The organism is Novosphingobium sp. THN1, assembly GCF_003454795.1.
Lineage (GTDB): Bacteria > Pseudomonadota > Alphaproteobacteria > Sphingomonadales > Sphingomonadaceae > Novosphingobium.
Window position 1 is genome coordinate 2,497,294 of sequence record NZ_CP028347.1, and the last position, 16,063, is coordinate 2,513,356.

Genomic DNA, 16,063 nt, shown 5'->3' on the forward strand with positions numbered 1-16,063 from the left:
CCGAGTGCCGGCGCATGCATAGTATACGTATGCCATATTCGCCAATCTTCATCGCTCCCTTAAACCGAAATGGAGCGGAAGGCCGGGATCAGCGGCTCCGCCCAGTTCGAGCACAGGTATTCGCAAAAGGTTCAGGGCCGGGACAGTCCGGCTTGGGGAGTGAGTTTCAACATGGCAATTCGCACATTATCCGCTGCTGCGGGCGTATCGCTCGCCGCCATCACGGTTGCGCTCGCCGCGACCCCGGCCATGGCGCAGGATGCTGCCCCGGCACAGGATCAGGCGCAGGCTGACACCGCTCCTGAAGCGCAGGAACAGGCCATCGTCGTGACCGGCTTCCGCGCTGCGCTCGCCACGGCCGTGAACGTCAAGAAGACCTCGCCGGTCATCGTGGAATCGGTTTCGGCAGAAGACATCGGCCGTCTTCCCGATGCATCGATCGGTGAATCGATCGCGCGTCTTCCGGGCCTCACCACCCAGCGCCTGTTCGGCCGCGCCAACTCGATCGCTATCCGTGGTTCGAGCGCGGACCTGTCCTCGACCACGCTGAATGGTCGCCCGCAGACCTCGACGGGCGAGCAGCGCAATGTCGAGTTCGACCAGTTCCCGTCGGAAATCGTCAGCCGCGTTGACGTCTACAAGACACCGCAGGCGAACCTTGTCCACCAGGGCCTCGTGGGTACCGTCGACATCAAGACGATCCGCCCGCTCGAATTTGGCAAGAGCCTGCTCTCGTTCGGCGGCCGCGGCACTTATGCAGACCTCGGCAAGGTCAACAAGGACAGCAACGAGTTCGGCTATCGCGCAACTGCGACCTACGTCGGCCAGTTCATGGAAGACCGTCTCGGCGTGGCACTGTCGGCCGCCTACACCGACGAGCCCTACCAGGCTCAGGAATTCGAAGCCTGGGGTTACGCCGACGGCCCGAACAACACCAAGATCATCGGCGGCATGAAGCCGTTTGGCGTTTCCACGCAGCTCAAGCGCCTCGGCATTCAAGGCACCGTTCAGTTCAAGCCGGTGGACGCACTGACCCTGACGGTTGACGGCTTCTACGGCAATTTCAAGGACAAGCAGATCAAGCGCGGCATCGAGTTCCCGCTTGCCTGGAGCGGAGCGCAGCTGTCGCCGACCGGCATCGAGACCAATGGCAACCTGATCACCAAGGGCACGTTCTCTGGCGTCGAAGCTGTCGTCAACAACCACGGCTACGAGCGCAACTCCGACATCTTCTCGGGCGGCTTCAACGCGGCTTGGGCTGGCGAAGATGGCTGGTCGGCTTCGTTCGACTTCGGCTATTCGAAGACGGACCGCAACGAACTGAGCCTCGAAACCAACGCAGGCACTGGTCCGGGCGCGGGCGTTGGCGCGGCGGACACACTGACTTTCGTCAGCGGGCCGACCGGCACCAGCTTCACCAGCCACGTGCTCGATTACGGCAACTACAACACCATCGTGCTGACCGATCCGCTCGGTTGGGGTGGTGGTGCGCCGAAGGGTTCGCAGGAAGGCTACTACAACGATCGTATCATCGACGATGAGATAAAGAGCTTCCAGGTCGAAGTCGGCAAGGAACTGGAGGACAGCTTTCTTTCGAAGATCACTGTCGGCACGGCATACGTCGATCGGACCAAGGCCAAGACCCCGGTCGAGTACTTCCTCAATCTCACTGGTGGCGCCAAGTCGCTGGTCGTGCCGGAGAAGTATCGCACGGGCGCGACAGACCTGTCGTTCATTGGTGCGGGCCCGATCATCGGCTACGATCCGTTCAGGATGCTTGAGGACGGCGTCTACGTGAAGACGCTCAATGCCTCGAAGGACGTGCCCGCCAAGGCCTACTCGGTCACCGAGCGCGTGATGTCGATCTACCTGAAGGGCGACCTCAAGGCGACGCTCGGCGACGTCGAGATGGACGGCAACATCGGCGTTCTGGCCCAGAACACCGAGCAGAAGTCGCGCGGCTTCGTGAACCTGGCAGCTGCATCGCTGGTGCCTGTCACCCGCGGCGCGCGTTATTGGGACATCCTGCCCAGCCTCAACCTCAACTTCCGCATTCCGGGTGATTGGGTTGTCCGCTTTGCTGCGGCCCGCGAGATCCAGCGTCCGCGCTTCGAGGACATGAAGGTCAGCCTGGACTACAGCTACAATGTCAACAGCGGCGTGATCACCGGAAACGGCGGTAACCCGCAGCTGCGTCCGTACCGTGCGTGGGCAGCTGACCTGAACATCGAGAAGTACTTCGGACGCAAGGGCTACGTCGGCCTGCAGATGTTCTACAAGAAGCTCGACAACTACATCTACAAGGATGTCGTTCCTTACGACTACACCGGCCTGCCCATCGTTGCCCCGGTTCCGATCACGAACTTCGTCGGCACGATCAATACGGCGGTCAACGGTTCGGGCGGCAAGCTCTATGGCGTGGAACTCGCCGGCACGCTTCCGTTCGAAGTCATCACCCCGGCGCTTGAAGGGTTCGGCTTCACCGGCGGCCTTGGCTACACCAAGACTTCGATCAAGCCCGGTCCGAACGCGAATTCGATGGATCTGCCAGACTATTCGCGCTGGGTCGCTTCGGGCACGCTGTTCTTCGAGAAGGCCGGTTTCAACGCTCGCGTCTCGGCCCGTCATCGCTCGTCGTTCCAGGGCATCTTCGTTGGCTTCGGCGGCGAGCGTGAACTGCGCCGCGCGCTGAAGGAAACCATCGTCGATGCGCAGATCGGCTATGACTTCAAGGAAAACAGCCCGCTCAACGGTCTGTCCATCTTCGTGCAGGGTCAGAATCTGACTGACGAGCCTTTCGTTTCGGTCGACAACGGTGCGCCGCTGCAGATCCGCAATTACCAGACCTATGGCCGCCGCTTCATGGCGGGCTTCAACTACAAGTTCTGATCCCTCCGGAGGGGCGGCCTCATCCCGCCCCTCCACCCTTTTGGGGACAGAGACGTTGCCAGGAAGTGCCCGCAGAAGGCACTCTTTAAAGAATTCACTGCGGGAGAACGGACGTGTCGGCTTCACATCAGCGCAGGATCGTCATCGCGGGCGGTGGCACGGCGGGATGGATGACTGCGGCCGCGCTGTCCCGGCTTGCTGCGCCGCATTGGCAAGTCACTCTCGTGGAATCCGAGGAAATCGGCACGGTCGGCGTTGGTGAGGCGACCATCCCGATGGTCCGCCTGTTCAACCAGACCCTCGGCATCGACGAAGCCCAGTTTCTGCGCGAGACCAATGGCACATGGAAGCTCGGCATCGCTTTCGAGGGCTGGGGCGGTTTTGATGACCGTTATATCCACGGTTTCGGGCTGACCGGGCGCAGCCTCGGCGTACTTCCGTTTCATCACTACTGGCTTCGCGGTCGCGCGCAGGGACTTGCAGGCCCATTTGGCGAATACGTGCTCAACGCCGTCGCATCCGATGCGAACAGGTTTGCACACATCGACCGCCCCAAGGCAGCGCGCTGCCGCCAATGCCCTATTCCTACCACTTCGACGCCTCTCTCTATGCCGCATTCCTGAGGCGTTACGCCGAAGGTCGCGGCGTTCGCCGGATCGAAGGTCGGATCGTCGGTTTCGACCGCAATGCGCTGAGCGGTGATCTTGCGGCGCTTCGGCTCGAGCGTGGCGAGGTGGTTGAAGGCGATCTCTTCGTAGACTGCTCTGGCTTCCGCAGCCTGCTTCTGGGCCAGGAGATGGGCGTCGGTTATGTCGATTGGAGCGAATGGCTCAAGTGCGATCGCGCTGTGGCGGTGCCCTGTGTGCGCGCCGAGCCGTTGGTCCCTTATACCCGTTCGATTGCCCAGCCCGCCGGGTGGTGCTGGCGCATTCCGCTGCAACATCGCACCGGAAACGGCCACGTCTTCTGCTCTGAAATGATGAGCGAGGATGAGGCGACGGCTCGCTTGCTTGACAGGCTGGATGGCGAGCAACTGGCTGAGCCGCGAACGATCCGCTTCAAGGCTGGGCGGCGGGAGAAGTTCTGGGAGCGCAACGTCGTGGCGGTGGGGCTTTCGTCGGGCTTTATCGAGCCTTTGGAATCCACCTCGATCCATCTCATCCAGACAGCGATCAGTCGCGTAGTCGATTTCCTGCCCAACGGCCCTGTGCAGGATGCCGACCGCGATGCTTACAACCGCCTGGCAACGTTCGAGATCGAGCGCATCCGCGACTTCGTGATCTTGCACTATGTCGCCAATGGCAGGCACGGCGAACCCTTCTGGGACGCTCTCAGGCAGATGGAAGCGGAAGGACAACTCCCGAGGCTTTGGGTGAGCGATTGGCCATGTTCCGTGCCTCTGGCCGCATCGTGCGCGAGCATGACGAACTGTTTGACGTGCCCGGTTGGGCGCAGGTGATGATCGGGCAGGGGGTGATTCCTCAGCGCTGGCATCCACTCGCCGATCAGGTTGCGTCTGAAAGCCTCAAAGCCTTCCTCGAAACCGTTCGCGGTGCCTATGCAAAGGACGTTGCCCGAATGCCATCCCACGCCGATTACGTCGCTCATGTCTGCGGGCAGGTACCGGTGCATGCGTAAGTTCATAGGTCTTTCCCTGCTGGCGCTGCTCGCCTCGCAACCTGCGCGGGCCGATGTGCCGCTGGCAGAAGTCCGGGCGCGTCCGGCAGCGGGGGAGACGATCTATTTTCTGCTGCCTGACCGGTTCGAGAACGGCGACAAGGCCAACGATCTCGGGGGCCTGAAGGGTGACCGCTACAAGACCGGCTTCGACCCTGCGGCCAAGGGCTTCTACCATGGCGGCGACCTGAAAGGACTGACCCAGCGCCTCGACTACCTTCAGGGACTTGGCGCGACGGCGATTTGGGTGGCGCCGATTTTCAAGAACAAGCCGGTGCAGGGCGGGCCGGGGTTGGAGAGCGCCGGATACCACGGCTACTGGGTGACCGACTTTACCCGGGTCGACCCGCATTTCGGTACCAACGCCGATTTCAAGGCGCTGGTCGATGCCGCGCATGCGCGTGGGATGAGGGTCTACATGGACATCATCGCCAACCACACGGCAGATGTGATCCAGTATAAGGGTGGCCAGTACACCTATCGCGACAAGGCGAACTGGCCCTATTCGCGCAAGGGTGGCCTGAACGGTAAGCCGATCAATCCAGGATTTGCTGGCGACGAGGATTCGAGCGCGACGAACTTCGCCAGGCTGACCGATCCCGGCGCGGCCTATGAACCGTTCGTGCCGCCTGCCGAGGCGCATGTGAAGGTTCCCGACTGGCTCAACGATCCGATCTATTACCACAACCGCGGGACAGCACGTTCCGGGGCGAAAACAGCCGCTTCGGCGACTTTGCCGGGCTCGACGACCTGTTCACCGAGCACCCGCGCGTTCGCGCCGGAATGATCGAAATCTATGCCGACTGGATCAGGCGGTTCGGCATCGACGGCTATCGCATCGACACCGCCAAGCACGTCGATCCGGGCTTCTGGCAGGCGTTCATTCCTGCGATGCTGGATACGGCGAAGAAAGCCGACATCCCGAACTTCACGATCTTCGGCGAAGTAGCGCACGAAGGTTCGGACCCCGGCACCATCGCCCGGTACACCCGCCGTGACGGCTATCCCGCCGTGCTGGACTTCGCCTTCCAGGGCGCGGTGCGCGCGGTGCTGGGACAGGGCAGGGGCACCGAGGTCCTCGCTGATACGTTCGATGGCGACGTGCTCTATCAGGGTGGCGAAGAAGCTGCGCTCGCGATGCCGACGTTCCTTGGCAACCATGACATGGGCCGCTTCTCAACGCTTCTCGCCAAGGACATGCCGGGGATTTCGGATGCAGAACTGACCAACCGCGTCGAGCTTGCCCACGTGATGCTGCTGACCCTGCGCGGTTCTCCCGTGATCTACTCTGGCGACGAGCAGGGCTTTGTTGGCGATGGCAACGATCAGGATGCTCGCGAAGACATGTTCGCGAGCAAGGTCGCGAGCTACAACGACAACCGCCTGCTTGGCACTTCCGCAACCACCGCGACGGCCAACTTCGATCCTGCGCATCCCTTCTACAGGTTGATCGCGACACTGGCCCAACTGCGCAAGGCCCACCCGGCGCTTGCGCGGGGACGGCAAGTTACGCGAACGTATTCGGAAGCGCCCGGATTGTTTTCAGTCTCCCGCTTCGATCCGGTTGGCGGTACCGAATATTTCATCGCGTTCAACACCTCGGACAAGCCGATCGCCGTGCAAAGCGTGATCGGCGCGTCCGCAACAAGCCTTGAGACGCTCCACGGGCAATGCCCGGCGCAGGTTTCCGCGCCCGGCAGCGTTACTGTCGAGCTACCCGCCTTCGGCAGCATGGTCTGCCGTGTTGCTCCCTCCCCGGAATTGACTGTTCGATGAAGACTTCAGAAGCCGTCCTTGCCAGCCCCATGCCGCAGGCCGACGCGCCGTGGTGGCGTGGCGCTGCAATCTATCAGATTTACCCGCGCAGCTTCTGCGATTCCAACGGCGACGGCATCGGCGACCTGCCGGGCATTACACAACGGCTCGACCATGTCGCGCGGCTCGGCGTGGACGCAATCTGGGTCTCGCCTTTCTTCAAGTCACCAATGCGTGATTTCGGCTATGACGTGGCCGACTACTGCGACGTCGATCCGATCTTCGGCACGCTCGCTGACTTCGACGTCATGGTGAAGCGGGCGCATGAACTCGGCCTCAAGGTCACGATCGATCAGGTATACGCCCATACTTCGGACTTGCACCCCTGGTTCGAGGAAAGCCGTCAGGACCAGTTGAACGACAAGGCCGACTGGTACGTCTGGGCCGACCCGAAGCCTGATGGTTCGCCGCCCTCAAACTGGCAATCGGTGTTCGGCGGTCCCGCGTGGACCTGGGACGCGCGGAGGCGGCAGTATTACCTGCACAACTTCCTTTCCAGCCAGCCGCAGATGAATGCGCACAATCCCGATGTGCAGGATGCGCTGCTTGGCGTCATGCGGTTCTGGCTGGATCGCGGCGTCGACGGGTTCCGGCTCGATGCGCTCAACTTCCTGATGCACGATCCGACGCTGCGCGACAATCCGCCGTCGCCCGACGACGGCCGTCGCAAGACGCGGCCGTTCGACTACCAGCTGAAGATCTACAACCAGTCGCACCCCGACATCCTCAAGTTCATCCAGCGCGTGCGAAAGCTGTGCGATGAATATGGCGCGGTGTTCACCGTGGCCGAAGTGGGCGGCGATCTGGCCGAAACCGAGATGAAGGCCTTCACCGCCGGTGAGGATCACCTAAATAGCGCCTATGGCTTCGATTTCCTCTATGCCGACAAGCTGACGCCCAGGTTTGTTGAGCAGGCCGTTGCCAAGTGGCCGGACACGCCGGGCATCGGTTGGCCGAGCTGGGCTTTCGAGAACCACGACGCGCCCCGCGCGCTTTCGCGTTGGTGCAGCCCCGATGATCGCGACGCGTTTGCGCGGCTGAAGGCGATGCTGTTCACATCGCTGCGCGGCAATATCATCGTCTATCAGGGCGAGGAGCTCGGGCTGACGCAGGTCGAGATTCCGTTCGAGCAGTTGCAGGACCCGGAAGCCATTGCCAACTGGCCCCTGACGCTTTCGCGAGATGGCGCGCGGACGCCGATGCCATGGATGGTGCAGGCGGGTGAGGGTGGCTTTACCGGCGGTTCGCCGTGGCTTCCAGTGGGTGAAGAGAACCTTGCGCGTGCAGTAGACCGGCAAGAAGCCGACCCGGCATCGCTGCTCAACCTGACCTCGGACTTGCTGCGGTTGCGCCGTGAAAACGATGCGCTGCGGCTGGGCTCCTTCGAAGTGCTCCATGCAGACGAATGCCTACTTGCCATTCGGCGCGTTTCTGGTGGGCAATCGATTGCAGGACTTTTCAACCTGTCCTCCGTCCCGGTGGTCTGGCCGCAAGGGCTGGTGCGGGATGGCAAGGAACTCGCGTCGGTCAACGGCGCCACTGTTGGGCAGTTGCCGCCGTTCGGCGCGCTGCTGATCGAAGAGAGGATCTGATGCGTAACCTTCTGAACATCGCAGCGCCGCTGGCGCTGTCGCTTTCGTGCGCCCTCGTTTCGCCCGCCTTGGCCGAGACGGTGACCGCGACTTCGCCCGATGGCAGCCTCGTACTTTCGGTCACCACCGACAACGATGGCCACCCGCTCTACAGCCTGACCCGCAAGGGCAAGCTGCTGCTTGGTTCCTCGATGCTTGGCTTCATCACCAGTGATGGCCCGACCATGCAGCGCGGCCAGAAGATCATCGGCAGCGAGACCGCCTCGGGCAAGGAGACGTGGGAGCAGCCATGGGGTGAGCGTCGCTACGTCAGCGACAACCACAATGAGCTGCTGGTCAGGTTCGAGCAGGTGCCGGACTGGGGCGGCCGCCGCATGAACGTGCGCTTCCGCCTGTTCGACGACGGGTTCGGGTTCCGCTACGAGATCCCCGAGCAGCCCGCGATGAAGGTGATGAAGATCGCCGACGAGCTGACCGAGTTCAACTTGGCGCAGAACGGCACAGCGTGGTGGATCCCTGGCGGCGAATGGAACCGGTACGAGCAAGTCTACCAGAAGACACCGATCGACGCCGTCTCGACTGCGCATACGCCGATCACGATGAAGCTGGAAGACGGCACCCACCTGTCATTCCATGAAGCGGCGTTGGTCGACTATTCGGGCATGTGGCTCAAGCGCCAGACCGGCACTTCGTTCCGTGCTACCCTGGCACCGTCATCCAGTGGCCCGAAGGTGACGCGCGCCGTGCCGTTCAACACCCCGTGGCGCACGCTGCGCATCGCCGACAGTGCCAAGGGGCTGGTCGAGAACGACCTCGAATTGAACCTCAACGAGCCGAACAAGATCGGCGATGTCTCCTACTTCAAGCCGATGAAGTACATCGGCATCTGGTGGGCATGATCCGTGGCGACTGGTCGTGGGCGGAAGGTCCGAAACACGGCGCGACGACCGCGCGGACCAAGCAGTACATGGACTTTGCCGCCAAGCACGGTTTCGGCGGAGTTCTGGTCGAAGGCTGGGACAAGGGCTGGAACGGCACCTGGTTCGGCAACGGCAAGGACTTCAGCTACACCCAGGCAACGCCCGATTTCGATATCGAGGCGGTGACGAAGTATGGCGCGAAGAAGGGCGTCATGCTGATCGGCCACCACGAAACCGGCGGCAATATCGCCAACTACGAGGCGCAGCTCGAAGACGCGATGAAGCTCTACGACAAGCTGGGCGTGCGGGCGGTCAAGACCGGATACGTTGCTGACGCAGGGGGCATTCTCGCCCCGGTGACACGGTTGACACCTACAAGATGGAATACCACGACGGGCAGCGTCAGGTTCAGCACCACCTCAAGGTCGTGGAGGCAGCCGCGAAGTACCGCATCGTCGTCAACGCACACGAACCGGTAAAGGATACTGGCCTGCGCCGCACCTATCCCAACTGGATCGATCGCGAAGGCGCACGCGGCATGGAGTACAACGCGTGGGGCCAGTTCGCGAATGGACCTGACCATGAACCGACGCTGGTCTATACCCGCATGCTTTCGGGGCCGATGGACTACACTCCGGGCATCCTGAGCCTCGAGGGCGCAAACCACGTGCCGCTGGCTTCGACGCTGGCCAAGCAACTCGGGCTCTATCTGGCGCTCTATTCTCCGATCCAGATGGCGGCAGATTTCATCGAGAGCCTCGAGGCGCACCCCAAGGAGCTGGCCTTTATCAAGCAGGTGCCGGCGGACTGGTCGGAAAGCCACCTGATCGCCGGTGAAGTTGGCGACTACGCCATCTTCGCGCGCAAGGACCGCAACAGCGACGATTGGTATGTCGGCGGTGTCAACGATGCGACGGCGCGCGACGTTTCGCTGAGCCTCGACTTCCTCGATCCAGGCAAGACCTACACAGCCACGGTGTGGAAGGATGGCGAGGGCGCGACTTACGAGACTGACGCTCGCCACCGCATCGCCTATGCCACGCTCAAGGTAAAGAAGGGCGACGTTATGCCTGCTTGGCTGGCGCCGGGCGGCGGCCTTGCCGTGCGTTTGCATCCGGGGAAGTAGCCTTTCGGCACGATTGCGGATTGCGGCCGGCCATGGTGCAGTGCACACCGTGGCCGGTCGCTTTGCCACGCATAGCTATCCTGCATACATATGCGTGCTGAACTGGCGTCACTTAGGGTCTAGGGCCATGTGCAAGGCACGGGTCCGACGCCGATTTCGGCAGACCGCATTGCCAAGGGAGAATTACGTCGATGATCGAAACCAGCTGCTCGGCTCTGCTGCTGTTCGGTGCCACCGGCGATCTTTCACGGCGCATGCTCCTGCCGTCGCTCTATGCCTTGCACGAGGACGGGCTCATCGGGCCGGATCTGCGGATTGTCGGCACGGCGCGTTCAGAACATGACGATGCCGAGTTCCGGGAATTTGCTCGCGCCGCGCTTGCCGAGTTCCTGCCTGAAGACAGGCGGGACGAGGAGAAGCTGGCAAGCTTCCTTGATCGGCTCGAATACCAGACGCTGGATGCATCGAATGTCGATGGCTTCGGCGCGCTGGCCGAGAAGCTCGGGGACACTTCGTGCGGTCTTTCGATCTTCCTTTCGACCGCCCCGTTCCTGTTCGAGCCCACGATCGAAGGGTTGAAGCGGGCAGGGCTGGCCCATGCCAACGTGCGCATCGGCCTTGAAAAGCCGCTCGGCAACGATCTTGCCTCGTCCACCCGCATCAATGACGCGGTAGCCGCCGCCTTTGCCGAGGAACAGATCTTCCGGATCGACCATTACCTTGGCAAGGAAACGGTCCAGAACCTGATGGCGCTGCGCTTTGCCAACATGATGTTCGAGCCGTTGTGGAACGCAGGCGGCATCGATCATGTGCAGATCACGGTCAGCGAGACGGTCGGGCTCGAAGGGCGCAAGGGCTTTTACGACGATACCGGTGCGCTGCGCGACATGGTGCAGAACCACATGCTGCAGCTCCTGGCGCTGACGGCGATGGAGCCGCCAGCCAGCCTCGATGCCACTTCCATCCGTGATGAAAAGGTCAAGGTGCTGCGCGCGCTGCGCCCCGTGAAGGCCGAGGAAATGGTGCGCGGGCAGTATCGCACCGGCGCGGTCAAGGGCGCTTCGGTCGCTGGCTATCAGGAAGATCTGGGCGAGGCATCGGATACCGAGACTTTCGTTGCCATCAAGGCGCACGTCGATAACTGGCGCTGGACCGGCGTCCCGTTCTATTTGCGCACCGGCAAGCGCCTGGCTGAGCGGCGCAGCGAGATCGTCGTCGAATTCAAGCAGGTGCCGCACAACGTCTTTGCCGAGCGCGGCGGGCGTATCCGCGCCAATCGCCTGGTAATCCGCCTGCAGCCCGAGGAATACGTGCGCCTGCAGGTCATGGCCAAGGAGCCGGGGCTGGACCGCGGTGGCATCGTGCTGCGCGAGGTGAACCTCGACCTGTCGCTGACTACCGCCTTTGCCAAGGCCCGCCGCCGTATTGCCTACGAACGCCTCCTGCTCGATCTGATCGAGGGCGAACAGACCCTGTTCGTGCGCCGTGACGAAGTGGAAGCACAGTGGAAATGGGTTGACGCTATCCGCAAGGTCTGGGCTGACACCGCGATGGAAGCCCGCCCCTATGCCGCGGGTTCGTGGGGGCCGAACGCCGGCATTGCCCTGACCGAGCGTGACGGGAGAAGCTGGAATGACTGACCTCGTGCCGGCAAGCGTGCGGTGGGCGCAGCCCGGCGACGCGGCGGCGGTGGCAGATCACATTGCGCGCGTGGTTTCCGCACCCGGCGCGAAGCGGATTGCGTTCACTGGTGGCTCCACCCCAATCAAGGTGCTGGCCCTGCTCAAGGATCGCCCGCTCGACTGGGCCAGCGTGACCATCGCCCTGACTGATGATCGCAGGGTGCCTGACGACCATCCGGCAAGCAACTTCGGCAAGATCCACGCAGCGCTCGGAGAGTCCGGCGCGCAGTTCGAACGACTCGCAGAAGGCGCGCAAGTCGCGCCATTCGATCTCGTCTGGCTCGGCATGGGCGAGGATGGCCACGTCGCCTCGCTGTTCCCGGAAATGACAGCGCATGTCCGGCCAGGACCTGCGGTTATTGCCACGACGCCGATCCCGCTGCCGTCGGAAGCACCGTTCGATCGGCTCACCTTGAACGAAAAAGCGCTCAAGGCGACGAAGGAGATTATCCTCGTCGTGACTGGCGCCCCGAAGAAGGTGTTGCTGGAATGCGCCTTGGCGGGTGACGACCGCTATCCCGTTACCCAATTCCTGCGCGGCTACGGCCCGCCCGTGACTATCTACTGGAGCGAATGATGCCCTTGCATCCTACCGTCGAGCGCGTCACCCAACGCATCATCGAACGCTCGCGCCCGACGCGCGCCGCCTATCTCGACCTGATCGAGCGCTCGCGCGACAAGGGCCTCAACCGTCCGCAGCTGTCCTGTGGCAATCTCGCCCACGGCTTTGCCGCCTCGGGCGAGGACAAGACTTTGATCAAGAGCGGCAAGGCGATGAACATCGGCATCGTCACCGCCTACAACGACATGCTCTCGGCGCATCAGCCCTATGGCCGCTACCCCGAGCAGATCAAGATCTTCGCACGCGAAGTGGGTGCGACGGCGCAGGTTGCGGGCGGCGTTCCGGCCATGTGCGATGGCGTGACGCAGGGCCAGGATTCGATGGAACTGTCGCTGTTCAGCCGCGACAACATCGCCATGGCGGCGGTCGTCGGCCTCAGCCATGCCATGTTCGAAGGCGCGCTTCTGCTCGGCATTTGCGACAAGATCGTGCCGGGTTTGCTGATCGGCTCCCTGCGCTTTGGCCACCTACCGACGATCCTCGTCCCTGCAGGCCCGATGCCGAGCGGCCTTCCCAACAAGGAAAAGGTGCGCATCCGCCAGCTCTATGCCGAGGGCAAGGTCGGGCGCGACGAACTGCTCGAAAGTGAAAGCGCCAGCTATCATTCGCCGGGCACCTGCACGTTCTATGGCACCGCCAACTCCAACCAGATGATGATGGAGATGATGGGCCTGCACATGCCGGGCTCGAGCTTCGTCCAGCCCGGCTTGAAGCTGCGGCAGGAGCTGACGCGGGCAGCCGTGCATCGCATCACCCAGATTGGTTGGAACGGCGACGACTATCGCCCGCTCGGCTTGTGCGTGGACGAGAAGGCCATCGTCAATGCCATTGCCGGGCTGCTGGCAACTGGCGGTTCGACCAATCATGTCATCCATCTGCCCGCCATCGCCCGTGCGGCCGGCATCCAGATCGACTGGGACGACATGGACGAATTGAGCCGTGCCGTGCCGCTTATCGCCAGCGTCTATCCCAACGGTGCAGGCGACGTGAACGCTTTTGCCGCGGCCGGTGGCATGCCCTACGTGATCCGCGAATTGATCGGCGCAGGCCTGGCCCACGCCGATATCATGACCGTCTACGGCAAGTCGCTCGAAGAGGGCGCGCAGGAGCCGGTCATGGATGGCGATTCCCTCAAGTGGAACCCCGCTCCGGAAACGTCGGGCGACGAGAAGATGCTGCGCCCGGTCGCCGCACCGTTCCAGGCCGAGGGCGGCTTCCGCCTCCTCAAGGGCAATCTCGGTCGTGGAACCATCAAGGTCAGCGCGGTCGATCCCTCGCGCTGGACCATCGAGGCGCCGTGCAGGGTGTTTAACGACCAGAACGACGTGCTCGGGGCGTTCAAGGCCGGAGAACTTGAAAAGGATGTGGTCGTCGTGGTCCGCTTCCAGGGCCCTGCCGCCAACGGCATGCCCGAACTCCACAAGCTGACCCCGCCACTGGGCGTGCTCCAGGATCGCGGGTTCAAGGTGGCACTGGTCACCGATGGTCGCATGTCTGGCGCATCGGGGAAGGTGCCTGCCGCCATCCACGTCTCGCCCGAAGCAAAGACCGGCGGCCCCCTCGCCAAGCTGCGCGATGGCGACGTGGTCCGCGTCTGCGCCAATACCGGCGAACTGGCAGCGCTTGTCCCGGCCGAGGAATGGAACGCACGCGAAGAAGCTGTCGCGCCTTCTGCCGGTCTTGGCGTAGGACGCGAACTCTTCGCGCTGATGCGCCTGCATTCCGATGAAGCGGAACGCGGCGGTTCGGCGATGCTGGCAGCCGCCGGACTCTGACAAGAACGGATTTGAGGGGGTTGGAATGCAGGTAGTTGCCGTCGATATTGGCGGAACCCACGCGCGCTTCGCGCTTGCCGAAGTTGGCGGGGGCAGGGTCATGTCCCTCGGGGAAGCCGTCACGCTGAAGACGGCAGAGCATGGCTCGTTCCAGCTGGCTTGGGAAGACTTCGGCCGCATCGTCGGCAAGCCGCTGCCCTCGGCCGCGGCCATCGCGGTCGCCGGGCCGGTGGGTGGCGAGATCATCAAGTTCACCAACAATCCCTGGATCATCCGCCCAGCTCTGATCCCGGAAAAGCTGGGTGCAGAGCGCTATGTCGTGGTCAACGATTTCGCTGCCGTTGCTCATGCCGTCGCGCAGGCTGACGACAGCCATTTCATTCACCTGTCCGGCCCGGAAAGCGATCTTCCGCAGACCGGCGTCATCAGTGTCGTCGGCCCTGGTACGGGCCTTGGCGTGGCGCAACTGTGGCGCGAGGGTGGCAGCTATCGCGTGCAACCGACCGAGGGCGGACATGTCGATTACGCGCCACTGGATTCGATCGAGGACGCGATTCTCGCCGGTCTGCGCAAGCGCCATCGGCGCGTGTCGGTCGAGCGGGTCGTTGCCGGCCCGGGCATCGTCGACATCTACGAGGCACTGGCCCTGCTAGAAGGACGTCCCTATACGCCACGCACCGATCGTGAGCTATGGGAGCTTGGCACATCCGGCGAGGACAGCCTTGCTGCGGCAGCTGTTGACCGTTTCTGCCTGTCGCTGGGCAGCGTAGCGGGAGATCTTGCACTCGCCCATGGGTCTTGCGGGGTTGTCATGGCGGGGGGCTGGGCCTCAGAATCAAGGACACGCTGGTGCGGTCGGGATTCGCGGATCGCTTCCGCGCCAAGGGGCGGTTCGAAGGCTTGATGGCGTCCATACCCGTGAAGTTGATCACCCATCCCCAGCCAGGCCTGTTCGGTGCTGCCGCTGCATTCGCGCAGACCTACCGCGACTGATCTTTAAGCGGATAGGCAACTGGACAGCCGTTGCCTATCCGTGGCACCTGCCAGACCGCTTCCTACGCTTTAATCGGGCAATTAATTCCGGTGGATTCGTTCTGCCGAGACGGTATTGCTGTGTAGCGTAGCATGCATGCGGATGCCGAAGGAGAAGGTGCCCAGATGGAATACGAAACCATTCGTGTCGAGCGTATCGGCGATGTTCTGAAGATCGTGCTCAACCGGCCGGAGCGCTTGAACGCCTGTCCGCCGAACATGGCACTGGAACTGGCAAATGCCGTCAACGATCTGGGCGGGGCGCGTGCTGTTGTGATCACCGGAGAAGGACGCGCCTTCTGTTCGGGTGCAGATCTCGCGGCGAGGGGTGATCGCTCCATCGCCGGGGGCGGGGCGCCTATACCGCGCTCACCCAGGCATACAATCCGTTGATGCTCGCGCTTTCGCGATTGCCAGTCCCCGTGGTTACAGCGGTCAATGGACCGGCGGCAGGCGTAGGGTGTTCGATCGCGCTGGCGGGTGACTTCGTCATCGCTGGGCGCAGCGCCTATTTTCTTCAGGCTTTCGTGAATATCGGGTTGGTGCCTGACGGAGGAGCGTCATGGATGCTCACCCGTCTTGTCGGCAAGGCTCGCGCCACCGAGATGATGATGCTGGGTGAGAAGATCGGCGCCGAGAAAGCGGAAAGCTGGGGCCTGATCTACAAGGCAGTTGATGACGCCGCATTGCAGGATGAAGCCATGGCGCTGGCCAGCAGGCTGGCCGCCGGTCCCACGGTGGCGCTTGGCGTCATGCGCCAGAACATCGCGAAGGCTCTCGAGGTAGACTATGCCAGTGCCCTGCTTGTCGAAGCCGAAGGGCAATGGAAAGCGGGCGACAGCGCAGACGCCGCAGAAGGTGGCCGGGCGTTCCTGGAAAAGCGCAAGGCAGCATTCACGGGCAAGTAAGGCCTTGATTCACAGGCAAGAAGTC

The 16,063-nt window shown here is 62.7% G+C and carries 6 protein-coding genes and 6 pseudogenes; all 12 read left to right on the forward strand.

Features of this window, described 5'->3' with window-relative positions; genetic code table 11:
• Positions 1-171: 171 nt before the first annotated feature.
• Positions 172-2,889, forward strand: a complete 2,718-nt coding sequence (locus C7W88_RS12325; protein WP_118074754.1) for a TonB-dependent receptor — start codon at positions 172-174, stop codon at positions 2,887-2,889.
• A 170-nt stretch (positions 2,890-3,059) separates the two neighbouring features.
• Positions 3,060-4,171, forward strand: a pseudogene (locus tag C7W88_RS12330) (tryptophan halogenase family protein); the annotation flags it as partial.
• Positions 4,172-4,275: 104 nt separating this feature from the next.
• Positions 4,276-4,344 (forward strand): annotated as a pseudogene (locus C7W88_RS24370) (hypothetical protein); the annotation flags it as partial.
• Between the two features lie 3 nt (positions 4,345-4,347).
• Positions 4,348-4,527, forward strand: a complete 180-nt coding sequence (locus C7W88_RS24375; RefSeq protein ID WP_255418812.1) for a tryptophan 7-halogenase — start codon at positions 4,348-4,350, stop codon at positions 4,525-4,527.
• Positions 4,520-6,342, forward strand: a pseudogene (locus tag C7W88_RS12335) (alpha-amylase family glycosyl hydrolase). Before C7W88_RS24375 ends, C7W88_RS12335 begins: the two are co-directional and overlap by 8 nt.
• On the forward strand, positions 6,339-7,973 hold the full coding sequence (locus C7W88_RS12340) for an alpha-amylase family glycosyl hydrolase (protein WP_240344629.1): 1,635 nt from the start codon (positions 6,339-6,341) through the stop codon (positions 7,971-7,973). The pseudogene C7W88_RS12335 and the gene C7W88_RS12340 overlap by 4 nt, the downstream one beginning before the upstream one ends.
• Positions 7,973-10,019 (forward strand): annotated as a pseudogene (locus C7W88_RS12345) (glycoside hydrolase family 97 protein). Before C7W88_RS12340 ends, C7W88_RS12345 begins: the two are co-directional and overlap by 1 nt.
• A gap of 191 nt (positions 10,020-10,210) precedes the next feature.
• The gene (gene zwf, locus C7W88_RS12350) at positions 10,211-11,659 is read left to right on the forward strand and encodes a glucose-6-phosphate dehydrogenase (protein ID WP_118073753.1); all 1,449 of its coding nucleotides are present in this window, start codon (positions 10,211-10,213) and stop codon (positions 11,657-11,659) included.
• Positions 11,652-12,278, forward strand: coding sequence for a 6-phosphogluconolactonase (locus C7W88_RS12355; protein WP_118073754.1), 627 nt, complete (start codon positions 11,652-11,654; stop codon positions 12,276-12,278). Before zwf ends, C7W88_RS12355 begins: the two co-directional genes overlap by 8 nt.
• The gene (gene edd, locus C7W88_RS12360; protein WP_118073755.1) at positions 12,275-14,098 is read left to right on the forward strand and encodes a phosphogluconate dehydratase; all 1,824 of its coding nucleotides are present in this window, start codon (positions 12,275-12,277) and stop codon (positions 14,096-14,098) included. Before C7W88_RS12355 ends, edd begins: the two co-directional genes overlap by 4 nt.
• Positions 14,099-14,123: 25 nt before the next feature.
• A pseudogene (locus C7W88_RS12365) lies at positions 14,124-15,091 on the forward strand (glucokinase).
• A 165-nt stretch (positions 15,092-15,256) separates the two neighbouring features.
• Positions 15,257-16,038 (forward strand): annotated as a pseudogene (locus tag C7W88_RS12370) (enoyl-CoA hydratase-related protein).
• The last annotated feature ends 25 nt before the right edge of the window (positions 16,039-16,063 follow it).

Coding starts and splice junctions, on each gene's coding strand:
- C7W88_RS24375 (WP_255418812.1), top strand. CDS start 4,348: ATGATCGGGCAGGGGGTGATTCCTCAGCGCTGGCATCCACTCGCCGAT.
- C7W88_RS12340 (WP_240344629.1), top strand. CDS start 6,339: ATGAAGACTTCAGAAGCCGTCCTTGCCAGCCCCATGCCGCAGGCCGAC.
- C7W88_RS12325 (WP_118074754.1), top strand. CDS start 172: ATGGCAATTCGCACATTATCCGCTGCTGCGGGCGTATCGCTCGCCGCC.
- zwf (WP_118073753.1), top strand. CDS start 10,211: ATGATCGAAACCAGCTGCTCGGCTCTGCTGCTGTTCGGTGCCACCGGC.
- C7W88_RS12355 (WP_118073754.1), top strand. CDS start 11,652: ATGACTGACCTCGTGCCGGCAAGCGTGCGGTGGGCGCAGCCCGGCGAC.
- edd (WP_118073755.1), top strand. CDS start 12,275: ATGATGCCCTTGCATCCTACCGTCGAGCGCGTCACCCAACGCATCATC.